Raw genomic sequence first — 16,545 nt, 5'->3', positions numbered from 1 at the left:
GTTGACGTACCCGACAAGTCGTGACTGACTGTGCGTACACCATGTACACCAGGTGAACCGACGGCACCACATTGTGGAGGTGTGCCCTGCCGCCCCTCCTCCGCTATCCGACCGTCGACGAACTCGGCGCCAGGGCGGCCGCCCTGGTCGCCCGCCACCCCGCCCACACCCGACTGCGCAGGGCCGGAGTGTCCCGCGCGGGCACGCCCCTGTGGCTGCTCTCCGTCGGCCACGGCAGCCGTCAGGCCCTCGTCGTCGCCGGCCCGCACGCCAACGAGCCCGTGGGCGGCGCCACCGCCCTGCGGCTGGCCGAACGGGCCCTGGCCGACCCCCGGCTCACCGACGGCGCCGACGCCACCTGGAACCTGCTGCTCTGCCTCGACCCCGACGGCCTGCGCCGCAACGAGGGCTGGCTGCGCGGCCCGTACACCCTCGACCGCTACTTCCGGAACTTCTTCCGGCCCGGCTTCCTGGAGCAGCCCGAATGGCTGCCCGACGGCGCGGCCGCGGCCGCCCTGCCGGAGACCCGCGCCCTGCTCGACCTCCACGACGAACTGCGGCCCGTCTTCCAGTGCTCCCTGCACGGCGTCGACGTCGGCGGCGGCTTCGTCGAACTCACCCGCGACCTGCCCGGTCTCGCCCGGCGCGTCGCGCACATCGCGGCCGGCCTCGGCATACCCCGCGAACTCGGCCCCTACGACACCCTGTACTGGCCGAACCTGGGCCCGGCCGTCTACCGCATCCCACCGCCCAGCCGGGGTGACCTGGCCGCCGCCATAACGGAGGCCGCCGTCGAGTCCACCTGGTACCACCCCCATCGGTACGGCACCGTGACGGCCGTCGTCGAGGCGCCCATGTGGGGCGTGGCGGCGGTGGAGGACGACAGCCCGCCCGCGGACCGCTCCGGCGTCCTGCGGACCGTGAGCCACGGACTGCGCGGCGACGCACGCCTGCTGGAGGTGCTCCTCGCGAGGATCCGCCCGTACGTCTCGGGCGCCCCGGACGCGGCGCGCCTGCTCGCCCCGGTCGAGGACTATTTACTGGTCTGTCCCGGCCTCGCCGACACCTGGGACCCCGACGTCCCCGACGGCGCCCGCCCGCTGCCGCTGCTCAGCACCGGCCACCTCGCCGCCCTGCGCATCGCCGGACGCCGGCTCGCACTGCGCACGGCGGGGCTCCTGCACCAGCTCGTGACCCGCGCCGGCACCGACCCGGCCGGTGCGCTGCCCGAACTGGAACGGCTGATCGACGACTGGTGCGCCGACTACCGCGACGGCTGCGGGGCGCGCTGGATCCCGGTCGCCCGCCAGGTGGAGTACCAGTCCCGGGTGGTGCTCGCCGCGTTCGAACTCGCCGCACGGCACGGGCCCGCCCGCTCCCGTTCGGGTGAGTCGGGCTGGGGTACGGAAGCCGCCGTGCCGATGCACCGGGAATGACCCACACCACGTACACCACCACGGCGAGAGCCGTCCGCGGCGGGCTGCTGGGCGCGGCCGCCGTCCTCCTCCTCGCCGGCGCCGCCCCGGCGCGGGCGACCGTCCAGGAGGCCGCCCGCGGCGACTGGCTCTTCGTCACCGTCACCACGGGCGACGCCCGCTCCAGCGACACGCGCGGCACCCTGCTGCTGTGCGACCCGCCCCAGGGCCACGGCCGCGCCGCCGAGGCCTGCGCCGAGCTGACGGCGGCCGGCGGCGACGTCCGCGCCATCGCGCCCCGTGACGTCCTGTGCCCGATGGTCCACGCCCCGGTGACCGCCCACGCGCGCGGGGAGTGGAACGGACGGCCCGTCGACTACACGGAGACCTTCACCAACAAGTGCGTCATGGGCGCCCGGACGGGCGCCGTCTTCGCCCTCGACGGCTGACACCCCCGCCACCCCGCCGCGCCTCTCCCACGGCCTCCACGCGCCCGCGTGGAGGCCGTTCCCGTACGGCCGCTCAGTCGGCCCGGTCGCGGGCGTACAGCGCCGTCGCGAGCACCGTGCGGGACTGGTGCTCGACCTGGTGCGCCAAGGGCACCCAGCGGGCCTTGAAGCGGTCCGCGAAGGCATGGCTCCAGGTCGCGACCAGGTGTTCGAGGCGGGCGGCGTTCGGGTCGTCGCTCTCCCGCAGGACCCGCAGCAGCATGGCCGCGGCCCGCAGCGGCAGTCTGCGGCCGAAGGCGTCGACACTGCCGATGTAGGCCTTCGAGTTGTCGGCGGGCGGGGTGCGGATCCAGTCCGCCGCCAGTCCCGGCACCAGCTCCATCCCCCAGGTCGCGGCCCGCAGCAGCGGGTCGTCGAGGCCCTGGAGCCGCGGCAGCGCCTGCGCGAGGACCTGTTCCACCTCCCGCGTGTCCCGCAGCAGCCGGTCCGCGAGCCGGCGCATCGCCGCGGCCGGCGCCGGGTGCGGGGCCGGGTCGTCCACCAGGTCGCCGGCCCACATCGGCACCTCGACGATCGCCGTCAGACCGCCGTACCGGTGGACGTGGTGCCAGGTGCTGTGCCGGGCGTCGTCCGGCATGCTCGGGTACGCGGCGCCCGCGCCCGGCGCCGGCATCACATGCACGCCCGGCCCCGAGGCGGGCCAGCCCGCGGCGTCGGAGGCGCCGGTCTCCACCGGGATGTTCAGCTCCGCCGCGGACTTGGCGAACGGCTCGGCGAGACCCGGGACGTCCTTCGTCAGCTGCACCCAGGTGCCGCCCAGATCGGTGCCGTGCAGCGTCACCTGGAGGTAGGGCCGCAGCTCGTCCATGACCCGCTTCAGGGTGACCGTCTCGGATGGCAGCCGGTCGGGCGGGAGCAGGGAGGGCGACCACTCCGGCTGCTCCGGCCCCGCGGGACGGAAGAAGCCGAGGTGGTACTCGAACAGGCTGCGCGGCGCCGGTGTGACGTGCAGACTCGCCCCGTCCGGATCGGCGCACAGCAGGAAGTGCCAGGACGTGTCCGACCGCAACCGCCGGTCGTACAGCACGCGCCGGGCCACCGAGAGGGCCGTGGGGCCGCCGGTCGGCTCGTTGGAGTGGGCGCCCGCGACCACCAGGACGGCACGCCGGGCCCGGCCTATGGACAGCAGATGCAGAGGTCGGCCCGCCCGCGACTCGCCCACCTGGCGCAAGCTGCACACGCCAGGTCGCTGGGCGGTCAACGCCCTTGCGGTCGCGGTCAGTTCGGTCACCGTGGGGTAGCGCAGCTCCGGCAGGAGACTCACCCCCGACACATCCGCCCGGCTTCGCAATCCGCAGTACCCCACGGACTGGTTTACGTGTCAAGGACCCCATGGGGGAGGCTCCAGGGGGCGCCAAGATGCATTTACCGGCAGCGGGTAGGACCGTGGGTGCCAGCGGGGTCGCGGACGTTTCACCGGCGCCTCGGCCGCCCCCGGTACGCCCGGCGCTCCGTCCGCGACGAACGGCCGGAGCGTGCGCGAGCGTGAGCCGTGCCGACGCCGGAGTTCACTCCGGTTCCGCTCCGTCCACGCGCTCCAGCAGGGCGACCGGCAGCCGTTCGAAAAGCTCCTCCACGCGCGCGTGCCCGGTGAACTCCCGCTCCGGGAACAGCACGTCGGCCCACCGGCCGGGCGGCAGCGGCAGCACGGTGTCACGCCAGCCGCCCGCCTCGGCCAGCCGCAGCGACAGCCGCGTCACGGCCGTGACGACCTCGCCCGAGCGCGCGAAGGCCGCGCAGTGGGCCGCCGCCGGACCCTCGGCCGTCAGCGGCGCGTACGTCGCCGCATCACCGAAGGCCCCGGGCCGCCGGGCGCGCAGCCGCAGCGCGGCCCGCGTCACCGTGCCCTTGTCACCGGGATCCTCCGGCGGGAACCGCACCGGCCGCCGGTTGTCCGGGTCCACCAGGGCCCGGTACTCGGCCTCCGTGCCCTGGTAGACGTCCGGCACGCCCGGCATCGTCAGATGGACCAGGGCGGTGCCGAGCACATTGGCGCGGACGTACGGCTCGAGGCCGCTCCGCAGGGCGGTCACGTGCTCGCCGGGCGCCCCGCACGGCCCCGCCGCCACGAACGCCGCCACCGCCTCCTCGTAGGCGGGCTCCTGCTCCGTCCAGCTCGTGTAGAGCCCGGCCTCCCGTACGTGCTTCAGCAGCGCCCCCCGGACGCGGTCCGCGGACGCCGGGCCGAGCCCGAACACCGTCTGCCAGGCCGCCCACGCCAGTTGCGCGTCCGGCACCCCGTCGCCGGTGCGCGTCACCTCGGCCAGCGCGTCCGCCCAGCGCTCCGGGCACTCGGTGAGTACCGCGAGGGCCGCCCGCACGTCGGCACTGCGCTTGGTGTCGTGCGTCGACACGACGGTCCCGGACAGCGGCCAGTCGCGCTGCACGCGCGCGCAGTACGCGTGGAAGTCCGCCACCGACACCGCGGGGCCGCCCGGGTTCCCGCCCACCTCGGTGGCCGACAGCAGCGGCACATGACGGTAGAACGCGGTGTCCTCCACGGACTTGGCGCGCAACGCCGACGCCGTCTGCGCGAACCGCGTCCGGAACTCCACGTGGTCGGGCCCGTCGCCGTACCGTCCGAGCACCAGGTCGCGGACGACGTCGACCGCGCCCGCCTCCTCCGGCACCACGAACGCCGACCTCGCCTCGGCCGCCGCCTCCGCGGTGACGACCCGTGCCGCGTCACCGGAGGCGTACGGCCGGTACACCTCCAGCCGGACGAGGAGTTCCTGGAGCGCGGTGCGCAGCGCCCAGGGCGCCCGGTCGCGCAGCGCGGGCTCCGGGGCCAGGGCGCACAGACGGCTCGTCACCCGGGTCAGCCGCTCCACCTCGGTGGCCAGCTCGTGCGTGATCACCTTGTACGCCGCCCGTCGTACCGTCGCCGCCCAGTCGCCGCCCCGGTCCGTCTGCGGGGCCGCGAACCGCCGGTACTGTCCCAGGAGTTCGCCGAAGCCGGCCGGGTCCGTGAAGAGGCCGTCCACGTGCCGCAGGGCGTCGTAGCCGGTGGTGCCGGCCACCGGCCAGGACGCCGGCAGCCGCTCCCCGTCGGCGAGGATCTTCTCCACGACCGTCCAGCGGCCGCCGGTCGCCTCGTGCAGCCGCCGCAGGTAGGCGTCCGGGTCGGCCAGCCCGTCGGGGTGGTCGACGCGCAGCCCGTCGACCACGCCCTCGTGCAGCAGCCGCAGGATCATCGCGTGGGTCGCCTCGAACACCTCCGGGTCCTCCACGCGCACCCCGATGAGCTCCGAGATGCTGAAGAAACGCCGGTAGTTGAGCTCCGTACGGGCCAGTCGCCACCACACCGGGCGGTACCACTGCGCGTCCAGCAGCTGCGGCAGCGGCAGCTTCTCGGTGCCCTCGCGCAACGGGAAGACATGGTCGTAGTAGCGCAGGAGAGTCCCGTCGACCTCCAGGTGCTCGATCTCCGCGCCGAGCGGTCCGCCGAGCACCGGCAGCAGCAGCTGGCCGCCCTGTGCCTCCCAGTCGATGTCGAACCAGCGCGCGTAGGGCGACGTGGGGCCCTCCCGCAGGACCTCCCACAGGGCGTGGTTGTGGCGCGGGGCCATGGCCATGTGGTTCGGCACGATGTCCAGCACCACGCCGAGCCCGTGCTCCCGCGCGGTGCGCGACAACGCCCGCAGCCCCTCCTCACCGCCCAGCTCCTCGCGCACGCGCGCGTGGTCCACGACGTCGTAGCCGTGCGTCGAGCCCGGCACCGCCTCCAGGACGGGGGACAGGTGCACGTGCGAGACGCCGAGCGAGGCCAGGTACGGCACGACCTCCGCGGCGGCGCCGAACGGGAACTCGGGCTGCAACTGAAGCCGGTAGGTGGCCGTCGGCACCGTCGGGTCGTGTCGCTCAGGTGTCATGCAGACCTACGTACCCGCCCGGCCGCCTTTCGTGTCATCGCGACGGCCATGTGCCGCAGCCGGCGTCGGGACGGGCCGGTGCCGTCCCGACGCCTTCGGTACGACGGGCCGGTGCCGTCCCGACACGACCGTCACGACGGGCCGGTGCCGTCCCGACGTCGGCGGTACGTCGGGACGGTGTCGTCCCGACGCCCGCGTCACGACGAACCGGCATCGTCCCGCAACCGTCCCCACGCCGTCGCCGCCGCTGCCCGCCTCACACCGGCCGCTGCAGCACCGTCATGCTCCGGTCCACCAGCGTCAGCCGGTCGCCGGCCTGCACCTTGGCCGCCGGGTCCGCCGGCAGTCCGTCCGGGCGGGCGGTGTCGACGACCACCTGCCACTGACGGCCGTGGTTGACCGGCACCACGAAGTCCAGCGTCCCGGGCGAGGCGTTGAACATCAGCAGGAACGAGTCGTCGGCGACCCGCTCGCCGCGGGGACCGGGCTCGGAGATGGCGTTGCCGTTGAGGAACACGGTGAGGGCGGAGGCCCGCGCCGAGTCCCAGTCCCGCTGGGTCATCTCCGCGCCCTCGGGTGTGAACCAGGCGATGTCCGACAGCTCGTCGTGGGTGCCCTCGACGGGCCGCCCGTGGAAGAAGCGCCGCCGCCTGAACACCGGATGGTCCTTGCGCAGCCACACCATCGCGCGCGTGAACGCCAGCAGCTCGGCGCCGGTCCCGGCGGCGTCCTCCTCCGGCCACCGGACCCAGGCCAGCTCGCTGTCCTGGCAGTACGCGTTGTTGTTGCCGCGCTGGGTGCGCGCGACCTCGTCGCCATGGCTGATCATCGGCACGCCCTGGGACAGCATCAGCGTGGCGATGAAGTTCCGCATCTGCCGGGCCCGCAGCGCCAGGACGTCCGGGTCGTCGGTGTCACCCTCCACGCCGCAGTTCCAGGACCGGTTGTGGCTCTCGCCGTCCCGGTTGCCCTCGCCGTTGGCCTCGTTGTGCTTGTCGTTGTACGACACGAGGTCGTGCAGCGTGAAGCCGTCGTGGCAGGTCACGAAGTTGATGGACGCCAGCGGGCGCCGCCCGTCGTCCTGGTACAGGTCGGAGGACCCGGTCAGCCGGGACGCGAACTCCGCGAGCGAGCGGGTGTCGCCCCGCCACAGATCCCGCACGGTGTCGCGGTACATACCGTTCCACTCGGTCCACAGCGGCGGGAAGTTGCCCACCTGGTAGCCGCCCTCACCGACGTCCCACGGCTCGGCGATCAGTTTCACCTGGGAGACCACCGGGTCCTGCTGCACCAGGTCGAAGAACGACGACAGCCGGTCCACCTCGTGGAACTGCCGGGCCAGGGTCGCCGCGAGGTCGAAGCGGAACCCGTCGACGTGCATCTCGGTCACCCAGTACCGCAGCGAGTCCATGATCAGCTGGAGCACGTGCGGGGACCGCATGAGCAGCGAGTTCCCGGTGCCCGTGGTGTCCATGTAGTAGCGCGGGTCGTCCGTCAGCCGGTAGTACTGCGGGTTGTCGAGGCCCTTGAAGGACAGCGTCGGGCCCAGGTGGTTGCCCTCGGCGGTGTGGTTGTAGACCACGTCGAGGATCACCTCTATGCCGGCCTCGTGCAGGGCCCGCACCGCCGACTTGAACTCCAGGACCTGCTGGCCGCGGTCGCCCCAGGAGGCGTAGGCGTTGTGCGGGGCGAAGAAGCCGATGGTGTTGTAGCCCCAGTAGTTGTTCAGGCCCATGTCCACCAGGCGGTGGTCGTTCACGAACTGGTGGACGGGCATCAACTCCAGGGTGGTGACGCCCAGTTCCACCAGGTGCTCGATGATCGCGGGATGCGCCAGGGCGGCGTAGGTGCCGCGCAGTTCCTCCGGCAGCCCCGGGTGGGTCATCGTGAGGCCCTTGACATGCGCCTCGTAGATCACCGTCTCGTGGTACCCGATGCGCGGCCGCCGGTCGTCGCCCCAGTCGAAGTACGGATTGACCACGACCGACGTCATCATGTGCGGCGCCGAGTCCAGGTCGTTGCGCCGGTCGGGGGCGTCGAAGTGGTAGCCGTACACCTCCTCGCCCCAGCCGATCGAGCCGCTGATCGCGCGCGCGTAGGGGTCGAGCAGCAGTTTCGCCGAGTTGCACCGCAGCCCGCGCTCCGGGGCGTACGGGCCGTGCGCCCGGAAGCCGTAGCGCTGGCCCGGCATCACGCCGGGCAGATACGCGTGCCGTACGAACGCGTCGCTCTCCCGCAGTTCCACCGCCGTCTCCGAGCCGTCGTCGTGCAGCAGACACAGCTCTACTCGGTCCGCGGCCTCGGTGAAGACCGCGAAGTTGGTGCCGGCGCCGTCGTACGTGGCACCGAGTGGATACGCCTCTCCAGGCCAGACCTGCATGGATACGACTCTTTCAGGTGTCCGGCGCCGCGGGTGGCGCCTTGGCCCCGAGTGTCCCCGAAAGTGAGGGAACCACCTATGACTTACGTCCCTCTTACCGGGCGACCAGTGCATACGCCGATCACTTGAGACGCGTGTGCCGAATCAGTGGGGCAGACACGTACTCCCGGGGATGCAGGGGGAGTAGGGGGAAGATGTGCGCGAACTAGTGCACCGTCATCTGGGCAAGGTGGTGGCCGGGACCGCCATAGCGGTGGCCGGGACCGCCGTGATGATCGGGATCACCCTGCCGGGCACGGCGGGGGCCGACGACACGGGGAGCACCAGCGCCGGCACCGGGGCCGTGCAGGGGGCGGGACAGGGCCGGGAGCAGGGACAGGGGGCGGGCGCGGCCGTCGAACCCGGTGTCGTCGCCCAGGCCCCGGCCGAGGGCGAGAAGGGCCGGGGACGCGACCCGCTGACCGACGACGAGATCACCCGGGTCGAGAAGCTCGCCGTGAACCAGCAGCTGTTCACCACCAGTCAGGACGTCGAGGGCGACCGCGGCCCCCAGCGCCTCACCGTGGATCTCGCCGAGCCCGAGGCCGACGAGGTCGACGCCGCGAACCCGCCCCGGCGCGCCGACGTCACGTTCTACGACTACCGGGACGACACCCTCGTCACCAGGACCGTCGATCTCGACAGCGGCAAGGTCGTACGGACCGACACCCAGCGCGGCGTGCAGCCGCCGCCGAGCCGGGCCGAGAACATCGAGGCGGCGAACCTCCTGCTGGCCGACCCGCTCGGCGCGGGCCTCAAGGCGGACTACAAGGACGCCACCGGCAAGGACCTCACCTCCACCGACCAGCTCCGGCTCAGCGGCGGGATCTACCGGGCCAGTGCCGGCGCGCAGCCGGCCGCGCTCGACAGCTGCGGCGAGCACCGGTGCGTGCGGCTCTTCGTGAAGGTCGACAAGGGCCCCTGGATCGACGCCCGGTCCCTGGTGGTCGACCTGAGCGCCCGCAAGGTCGTCGACCTGGGTCGCTGAAACCCGCTCCGTCCACTTTTCCACCCCGCACCTCCTGCAAGGGAGCCACTCCTTCATGCGTGTGAACAGACTCAGCCCTGCCCGCAGGCGGACGGCCGTGGGCCTCACCGTGGCCGGGCTCGCCGCCGGACTGACCACCGGCACCGCCCCGGCCGCCGCCGAGCCCAAGGCCGCACCCGCGGCGGCCGCCGCCGAGTGCAGCACCGCCTACCGCATCGAGCAGAAGCTCGCCGGGGGCACCACCTGGCGGATGTGCTGGCGCTACGACAACAAGGCCGGACTCGTCCTGGAGAACATCTCCTACCAGCCCAAGGGCGAGACCCGGCCCATCAAGGTCCTCAACAGCGCCCGCCTCGGCCAGATCCACGTCCCCTACGACGACGGACAGCACGAGTACGACGACCTGACCGGCGAGGGCTTCGCCCAGGGCCTGATGCCGCTGGCGCCCGCCGAGTGCCCCGGCGGCACCATCAGGAGCGTCAAGGTCATGGACCCCTGGAGCGAGACCAGTTCCGACGTCACCGGCCTGTGCTCCACCACCCGCTCCCGCGGCCACGCCTACCGCATGCAGACCGACCCCGAGAGCAAGGTCCACCAGGCCCAGGGCAAGGACCTGCTCGTCTACACCGTCAACCAGGTCGGCTGGTACGAGTACATCACCGAGTGGCGCTTCCAGGACGACGGCACCCTCCACATGAACGTCGGCGCGACCGGCAGCCTCTCCTGGGACGACTACGACGCCGGCGACGGACGCGGCTGGCCCATCGGCAAGGGGCCCAAGGCCGCCGCCACCAGCCACAGCCACAACGCCTTCTGGCGGCTCGACTTCGGCCTCGACGGCTCCTCCAGGAACCGCGTCGAGCAGTACGACTCGGCCGTCACCGCCGCCGCGCCCGGGCAGGAGGCCCCCACCACCAAGACCACCCGCACCAGGGTCACCAAGGAACTCGCCGGTGACGCCAAGCCGTACCGCTGGTGGCGGGTGGTCAGCGCGATCGGCAGGAACAAGGACGGGCACGCGCGCTCCTACGAGATCGTCCCCGGCGCCTCCACCAAGTACCCGGGCCGCAGCTACACCAAGCACGACCTCTACTTCACCCAGTACAACCGGTGCGAGCTGTTCGCCACCCACAACCCCGGTGCCTGCGGCGCCGGAGCGGGCAAGTCCGTCGACAAGTGGGTCGACGGACAGGACCTCACGCACCCGGTGGCCTGGATGAACATCGGGTTCCACCACATCGCCCGGGACGAGGACCAGCAGCCCATGCCGGTCCACTGGCAGGGCTTCTCCGTCGTCCCGCGCGACGTCACCGCTATGAATCCGCTCACTCCCGCCGACCTCGCCTGGCAGAACGGCCACTGGGAGGACCGGGGTTGAGAATTGACCCTGTCCATCCGGCTGCACCGCCGACCGCTCCCGGAGTACCCTTCCTTGATCGTTGGGACGGGGATGCTCGGGGGAGCGGAAGGCGGTGCGCGGGTGGGCTCGGGAGGGCTGGAGTTGCCCCCTGGTGACGAGGGTCACGAGGGGAACTCCGCAGACGTCCCGCCCGGCACGGTGTCCCTGGCCCGGCCGATGGACGCGGGGGCCATCGGGCCGGAGCTGGACTGGGACGCCGACGCCTGGCGCGAGGTGCGCACCCGTGCCCAGCGGGCCGGCCGGGCCTACATCTGGCTGAACCTCGTCGAACAGCGGCTGCGGGCCGTCGTGGCCGCGGTGCTGCGCCCCATCTACGAACCCGTCCACGGCGACGACTGGGTGGTCGCCGCCGCCGGACCCGCCGGCCAGGAGTGGGTCCAGCGTGCCGTCGCCGTACGCGAAGTCAGCCGCCGCAAGGGCTACTTGCTCGACCCGGCCGACGACAACGTCCTCAGCTTCCTCACCCTGCCCCAGCTGCGCGAGCTGATGGTGCAGCACTGGCCCTGCTTCGAGCCCTACTTCGACGACCGCCGGGACCTCGAACTCGCCCTGGACGAGCTGGAGGTGACCCGGAACGTCGTCTCGCGCAACCGCGCTCTGTCCGAAGCCGTCCTGGGCCAGGCCGAGCGGGCCTCGGCGCGGCTGCTGGAGACGCTCGGCACGGGCGGCGACGTGCCCTCGGCGCGCCGGCTGCCCGTCGACGCGGTCGAGGACCTCGTCGGCGACCGGTACGCGGACGTCGTCGCCGTGCACTCCGACCGGGTGCGGTTGCTCAGACAGTTCCCCGCCGAGGACATCTTCGGCAGCGCCCGCCGCCTCGACGCGGCCGGCATCGGCCTCAACCTGCTCGTGCAGAACTTCTCCGGCCGCCGCCTGGTCCGCCTCGCCGAGTCCGGCTGCCGGGTACGGCTGCTCTTCCTCAACCCCGCCTCCAGTGCCGTCAAGCGACGGGAGCGCGAACTCGGCCTGAAGCGCGGTGAGTTGAGCCGCTCCGTCGAGATGAACATCCTCCACATGCGCCGGGTGCGCTCGAAACTGCGCGACCCCGGCGCCTTCGAGATCCAGGTCTACGACGAGACACCCCGCTTCACCGCCTACCTCGTCGACGGCGACGGCTCGGACGGCATCGCCGTGGTCCAGTCGTATCTGCGGCGCTCACGGGGGATGGAGGCACCGGTCCTGGTCCTGCGCGGCGGGAGCAAGCTGGTCAAGCCGGGCGAAGTCGACGAGACCGGTCTCTTCCCGACGTACCGCGAGGAGTTCGAGCTGGCTTGGGCGGATTCGCGCCCGGTGTCCTGAACCGTCCCCCGTTCTCCGGCAGCTGTCGCTTCGGCCAAGCGGAATGCGGTCCTCTGATTGTCAGTGGCTCATGGGAAGGTGGAGACCACTGGGGGAAAGCACCACCAAGAAGGGGGACCGCCCATGGGCTGGCACCGGGAGCTGCTGATCGGCTTCGACCTGGAGACGACCGGGACCGATCCGCGCGAGGCGCGCATCGTCACGGGTGCCGTGATCGAGGTCAGGGCCGGACAGCCCATGGGCCGCCGGGAGTGGCTGGCCGATCCGGGCGTGGAGATCCCGGCGGACGCGGTCGCGGTGCACGGCATCAGCAACGAACGCGCGAGCGCCGAGGGCCGCCCCGCCGACCAGGTGGCGGACGCCATCGCGGACGTCCTGACGACGTACTGGAAGACGGGCGTGCCGGTCGTCGCCTACAACGCCGCCTTCGACCTGACCCTGCTCTCCGCCGAACTGCGCCGCCACGGCCTGCCGTCCCTGCGCGACCGCCTGGGCGGACTCGACCCCGCCCCGGTCGTCGACCCGTACACCATCGACCGCTGGGTCGACCGCTATCGCCGGGGCAAGCGCAACCTCGAAGCGGTCTGCGAGGAGTACGGCATCGTGCTCGGCGCCGCCCACGACGCCTCGGCCGACGCCCTCGCCGCGGCCCGGCTGGCCTGCGCGATAGCCGCCCGCCACCCCAAGGTCGCGGCCCTCGGCCCGGCGGAACTGCACCGCCGTCAGATCGAGTGGTACGCCGAGTGGGCGGCGGACTTCCAGAGCTTCCTGCGCCGCAAGGGCGACGCGGCGGCGGTGGTGGACGGCATGTGGCCGCTGCGCGAGCTCGCCGACGAGACGGTGTGAGCGGGGTTCACTCCGCCGCCGGGCCGGCGATGGGCTCCACCCGGGGCCGCGCGACCCGCGCGTAGTCCGCACCGGACAGGCACAGCGACCGGTCCAGCCGGGCGGCGTTGAAGTACAGCCGCGGGCGGCTCACCACCTCCGGATCGGCGACGAGTTCGAGGCCCGGATCGAAGCTGAACGGCAGCACCGTGCCGGGGATCGCGCGGGCCAGCCGCTCGGCCGTCTCCGCGTCGCTGAACCCGACATACCGGGCCGCGAACAGCGCGCGCACGGCGTCCAGGTCCACGCGCCGGTCCCCGGGGACCACCGCGAGCACGTGCCGGGTGGTGCGCCGGTCCACCTTGACGCGCAGCACGATGCACTTCGCGGCCTCGGACGTGGGGTGGCCGCGCAGCGCGCTGACGGCCTCGGTGGTGCCTTCGGGCTCGTGGTCGATGAGCTTGTAGCCGACGGAGGAGGTGTCGAGCAGGGAGATCAGACGGTCGTAGGTGTTGTGGGTGCTGTGGCTTTCGTGGCTTTCGTGGCTTTCGTGGTCGGTGTGGGCGTCGGGGGCGTCGGGGGCGTCGGGGGCGTCGGGGGCGTCGGTGGTGTCATGGTCGGGCATCGGGGTTCCTCTTCGGTCTCGGCGGGGTGGGCTTCGGTCCGCTTCGAGGCGGTGGCGCGGTGGGAGCGTTCCACGGCCTGCCCCCAGTACGTGCCGGCGACCATCAGCACCGCGCCCAGGCCGGTCACCGCCGTGAAGTGCTCGCCGGCCAGGGCGATGCCCACCGCGGCGGCCCAGACGGGCTCGGTGCCCAGCAGCAGGCTGGCGCGGCTGGCCGAGGTGCGCTGCACCGCCCAGGTCTGGGCGAGGAAGGCGAACACGCTGCAGAACAGGGCGAGATAGAGGAGCTGGGTCCAGGTGGCCGCCTCGGCGCGGGCGAGGTCCGGCAGGTCGCGTGCCGCCGGCGCCAGGAACAGGGCCGTGCCGACGAGGGTCTGCACGGTGGTGAGGTGCAGGGGCCGGATCGCCCGGCCGGTGGTGAGGCGGCCGACCAGCGCCACATGGCCCGCACGGACGACCGCCGCGCCGAGCATCAGCAGGTCGCCGAGGCGGGGCGCGTGGAAGCCGTTGCCGGACATCAGGAGCCCGACGGCGAGGACGCAGACGCCGGCGGCGGCGTAGAAGGCGGGAGGCAGCCCGCCGGGGTGGCCGCTGCGGTCGAGGAAGGGGGTGAGGACGATGGTCAGGCTGATGATCAGGCCCGCGTTGGCGGCCGTGGTGTGGGCGACACCGTAGGTCTCCACGACCAGGACGGCGGCCTGGGTGACACCGAGCGGCACACCGGCCTTCAGCTCGTCGCGGGTCCACCGGCGCGGGCCGGACCGGGCCCCGGCACCGGCCGAGAGAAGGCCGAGACAGGCGAGCGCGGAGAGGGCGTAGCGCACCAGGAGGACCAGCAGGACGGGGAGGGCGGCGACGGCGGTCTGGGCGGACAGATAGCTGGAACCCCAGACGAGCGCGACCAGAAGGAGTACCGCGTCGGTACGGCGGGCATCGGACACCCGCCCACCGTGCACCGCGGAGGTCCATGAAGCCCAGAGCCACTTCCTTAAACGATCTTTTAGCAGTCCTTCAAAGTCTCCCTACACTGAGGAGGTGGACGAACGCCAGCTGAGGATCCTGCGGGAACTGGGCGAACTGGGCAGCGTCACCGCGGTCGCCGACGCGCTGCTGGTGACGCCGTCGGCGATCTCGCAGCAGCTGCGGCTGCTCCAGCGCTCGATGCCGGTGCCGCTGACCGAGCGTGACGGGCGGCGACTGGTGCTCACCGACGCCGGGCAGGCCCTGGCGGGCGCGGCGATCGAGGTGGAATCGGCGCTGGCACGCGCCCGGCACACGGTGGAGGAGTTCGTCGCCCGACCGGACGGCGAGGTGTCGCTGGCGGCGTTCCACAGCGCGGGCGCGGCCTTCTTCCCCCTGCTCCTGCGGGCGCTCGCGGGCCCCGGCCACCCGGTGCTCGCCCTGGCCGACGAGGACGTGGTCCAGGACGACTTTCCCCGGCTGACCCGGGAGTACGACCTCGTCCTCGCCCACCGTCTCGACCACGCCCCCGCCTGGCCGGAGACGGTCGCCGCGACGACACTGCTCCGCGAACCGCTGGACGTGGCCATGCCCGTGGACCATCCGCTCGCCGCCAGGCGCCGGGTGACTCCGCGCGATGTGGCCGACGAGCCGTGGATCACCGTCCACGACGGGTTTCCGGTCATGGCCACCATCGAGGCGATCGCCGCGGCGGCGGGCCGACGGCTCCATCTCGCCCACCGCATCAACGAGTTCGCGGTGGCCGCGGAGGCGGTGGCGGCGGGCGGCGGCCTGGCCCTCATGCCCCGCTGGACCTCCCGCCGGCACCCCGCGCTGGTCCTGCGGCCGCTCAGCGGCGTACAGGCCCGGCGCCACATCGACGCCCTGTACCGCCCCGAGCGCACGGCCAGGAAGGCGGTGCGCTCGGTGCTGACGGAACTGCGCCGGGCGGCACGGACGATCCAGGACCAGGGGACCCCGTAGGGCGCGGGGGATCCGTGCGGGATCCGCGTCCGTCACGGTGGCCGCACCCGCTCCGCCACCCGGCGCCCCCACCTCCGGCCCGGCGCCTCGACGTACCGGTGGGTCAGCACGCACAGCGGCAACAGCACGGCGAAGAACGCCACTTCGAGCGTGAGACTGTCCTGCCGCCGTCGCCCGACCGTGCCGTCGATCACCGCGAGCAGTACCGGATGGACCAGGTAGACCGAGTAACTGATCGTTCCGAGTCCGGTCAGCAGCCGCGGAAGGCGTCGGTGACGGCATGCCAGTCCCGCGCCGAAGGTGAGCACGGCCAGGAGGAAGGCCGTGATCCAGCCCCGGCGGGTGAAGTGGTGGCCGTCGCCGTACCGGTAGGCACATCCCACGGCGCAGGCGACCACCACGAGGGCGGTGCCCGCCGCCTGCCGCCAGGTGCCGCGGCCGTTCTCCGCCCGGTGGACCGCGGTGCCGAGGAACATCACGGCGAGGATCACCAGCCCCTCCCACAGCGGGACCGTGCCGTTGAACGCGACCAGGCCGAGGCCGAGCACACCGCCCAGCACACCCCCGCACACCCGGAGCACGCGGGACCCGGCGCTCGCGCAGCAGATCGCGACCCCCATGCCGATCGAGGCGACCGCGATCAGCGGACCGGTACCGACCCGGCCCGACAGGGCGGAGGCCGGCAGCGCGACCCCGGCCGCCGCACTCACGGCGGCGAGCACGGCCAGGACGGTGGCGATCGCCGCCGAACGCCGGTGCAGGCGGACCGTGAAGAGCGCGACGACCAGCAGATAGAAGGCCATCTCGTACGAGAGCGTCCACAGGATCAGTAGGAGATTCGGTGTGCCCAGCAGCTCCTGGAGCATGGTCGCGTGGGCGACGGCCACCGTGACCGCGCTCTGCCCGCCGAAGCTCCGCAACTCGGCCAATCCCAGGAGGTGGACGGCGAGGAGCACGGTCACGACGGCCGCCCACAGCGGGTACACCCGGAAGATCCGTCCGACCCAGAACGTCCGGACGCAGCCTCGGCGTTCCAGCGAGGCGGGGATGATGTAGCCGCTCACCAGGAAGAACACCATGATGCCGTAGCGGCTGGTGTTGAACTGGGGCATCAGCTCCCGACGGAAGTCCGCCATGAAGGTGTACGAGGAGTGGTCGAGGACCACGACGAGTGCGGCGAGACCGCGCAGGGCGTCCAGCCAGGCCAGCCGCGACGGTAAAGGCTCCAT

At 72.7% G+C, this 16,545-nt stretch carries 13 protein-coding genes; 7 read left to right on the top strand and 6 right to left on the bottom strand.

Translation table 11 applies throughout. From position 1 onward, the window contains the following. The first annotated feature begins 71 nt into the window (after nucleotides 1-71). Entirely contained in the window at nucleotides 72-1,436 is a 1,365-nt protein-coding gene (locus K4B79_RS02975; RefSeq protein WP_232024606.1) for a M14 family zinc carboxypeptidase, read from the top strand. Beyond that, nucleotides 1,433-1,864 (top strand): SSI family serine proteinase inhibitor, encoded by a 432-nt coding sequence (locus K4B79_RS02970; RefSeq protein WP_232024605.1) that lies wholly within the window; start codon nucleotides 1,433-1,435, stop codon nucleotides 1,862-1,864. The genes K4B79_RS02975 and K4B79_RS02970 overlap by 4 nt, the downstream gene beginning before the upstream one ends. 73 nt (nucleotides 1,865-1,937) lie before the next feature. On the opposite strand, the gene K4B79_RS02965 is transcribed toward K4B79_RS02970, so the two are convergent. The 3 genes from K4B79_RS02965 to glgX form a co-directional block, all read right to left on the bottom strand. Beyond that, entirely contained in the window at nucleotides 1,938-3,188 is a 1,251-nt protein-coding gene (locus K4B79_RS02965; RefSeq protein WP_232024604.1) for a M14 family zinc carboxypeptidase, read from the bottom strand. Between the two features lie 244 nt (nucleotides 3,189-3,432). Beyond that, entirely contained in the window at nucleotides 3,433-5,796 is a 2,364-nt protein-coding gene (treY, locus tag K4B79_RS02960; RefSeq protein ID WP_232024603.1) for a malto-oligosyltrehalose synthase, read from the bottom strand. 256 nt (nucleotides 5,797-6,052) lie between these two features. Further along, complete coding sequence (glgX, locus tag K4B79_RS02955; protein ID WP_232024602.1) at nucleotides 6,053-8,176, bottom strand: glycogen debranching protein GlgX; 2,124 nt, start codon at nucleotides 8,174-8,176, stop codon at nucleotides 6,053-6,055. 196 nt (nucleotides 8,177-8,372) lie between these two features. On the opposite strand from glgX, the gene K4B79_RS02950 reads away from it, so the two are divergent. The 4 genes from K4B79_RS02950 to K4B79_RS02935 all read left to right on the top strand — a co-directional run bounded on the left by K4B79_RS02950 (nucleotide 8,373) and on the right by K4B79_RS02935 (nucleotide 12,768). Beyond that, nucleotides 8,373-9,203: a Tat pathway signal sequence domain protein gene (locus tag K4B79_RS02950; RefSeq protein ID WP_232024601.1), complete on the top strand. Its 831-nt coding sequence runs from the start codon at nucleotides 8,373-8,375 to the stop codon at nucleotides 9,201-9,203. A 55-nt stretch (nucleotides 9,204-9,258) separates the two neighbouring features. After that, nucleotides 9,259-10,581 (top strand): copper amine oxidase, encoded by a 1,323-nt coding sequence (locus K4B79_RS02945; protein WP_232024600.1) that lies wholly within the window; start codon nucleotides 9,259-9,261, stop codon nucleotides 10,579-10,581. Nucleotides 10,582-10,653: 72 nt separating this feature from the next. Beyond that, nucleotides 10,654-11,922: an SAV2148 family HEPN domain-containing protein gene (locus K4B79_RS02940; protein WP_232024752.1), complete on the top strand. Its 1,269-nt coding sequence runs from the start codon at nucleotides 10,654-10,656 to the stop codon at nucleotides 11,920-11,922. A gap of 123 nt (nucleotides 11,923-12,045) precedes the next feature. Further along, nucleotides 12,046-12,768: a 3'-5' exonuclease gene (locus K4B79_RS02935; RefSeq protein WP_232024599.1), complete on the top strand. Its 723-nt coding sequence runs from the start codon at nucleotides 12,046-12,048 to the stop codon at nucleotides 12,766-12,768. 7 nt (nucleotides 12,769-12,775) lie between these two features. Here the strand turns inward: K4B79_RS02935 and K4B79_RS02930 are convergent, their stop codons facing one another. Then, nucleotides 12,776-13,237 (bottom strand): YbaK/EbsC family protein, encoded by a 462-nt coding sequence (locus tag K4B79_RS02930; protein ID WP_232024751.1) that lies wholly within the window; start codon nucleotides 13,235-13,237, stop codon nucleotides 12,776-12,778. A 5-nt stretch (nucleotides 13,238-13,242) separates the two neighbouring features. Further along, nucleotides 13,243-14,313 (bottom strand): DMT family transporter, encoded by a 1,071-nt coding sequence (locus tag K4B79_RS02925; protein WP_232024598.1) that lies wholly within the window; start codon nucleotides 14,311-14,313, stop codon nucleotides 13,243-13,245. Between the two features lie 94 nt (nucleotides 14,314-14,407). Here K4B79_RS02925 and K4B79_RS02920 point away from each other — a divergent pair, with 94 nt between their 5' ends. Further along, on the top strand, nucleotides 14,408-15,316 hold the full coding sequence (locus K4B79_RS02920; protein WP_232024597.1) for a LysR family transcriptional regulator: 909 nt from the start codon (nucleotides 14,408-14,410) through the stop codon (nucleotides 15,314-15,316). Between the two features lie 32 nt (nucleotides 15,317-15,348). Here K4B79_RS02920 and K4B79_RS02915 read toward each other — a convergent pair whose 3' ends face one another. Beyond that, nucleotides 15,349-16,545: an acyltransferase family protein gene (locus K4B79_RS02915; protein ID WP_232024596.1), complete on the bottom strand. Its 1,197-nt coding sequence runs from the start codon at nucleotides 16,543-16,545 to the stop codon at nucleotides 15,349-15,351.

It is taken from the genome of Streptomyces lincolnensis (assembly GCF_021173675.1).
Classification (GTDB): Bacteria; Actinomycetota; Actinomycetes; order Streptomycetales; family Streptomycetaceae; genus Streptomyces; species Streptomyces lincolnensis_B.
Note: the sequence above shows the minus strand (reverse complement) of the source record. Positions and strands in the feature narration are given on the sequence as shown.

Excerpts from the sequence above, each read along its gene's own strand:
- K4B79_RS02945 (WP_232024600.1), top strand. The coding sequence starts at position 9,259 with ATGCGTGTGAACAGACTCAGCCCTGCCCGCAGGCGGACGGCCGTGGGC.
- treY (WP_232024603.1), bottom strand. The coding sequence starts at position 5,796 with ATGACACCTGAGCGACACGACCCGACGGTGCCGACGGCCACCTACCGG.
- K4B79_RS02940 (WP_232024752.1), top strand. The coding sequence starts at position 10,654 with ATGCTCGGGGGAGCGGAAGGCGGTGCGCGGGTGGGCTCGGGAGGGCTG.
- K4B79_RS02970 (WP_232024605.1), top strand. The coding sequence starts at position 1,433 with ATGACCCACACCACGTACACCACCACGGCGAGAGCCGTCCGCGGCGGG.
- glgX (WP_232024602.1), bottom strand. The coding sequence starts at position 8,176 with ATGCAGGTCTGGCCTGGAGAGGCGTATCCACTCGGTGCCACGTACGAC.
- K4B79_RS02935 (WP_232024599.1), top strand. The coding sequence starts at position 12,046 with ATGGGCTGGCACCGGGAGCTGCTGATCGGCTTCGACCTGGAGACGACC.
- K4B79_RS02915 (WP_232024596.1), bottom strand. The coding sequence starts at position 16,545 with ATGGAGCCTTTACCGTCGCGGCTGGCCTGGCTGGACGCCCTGCGCGGT.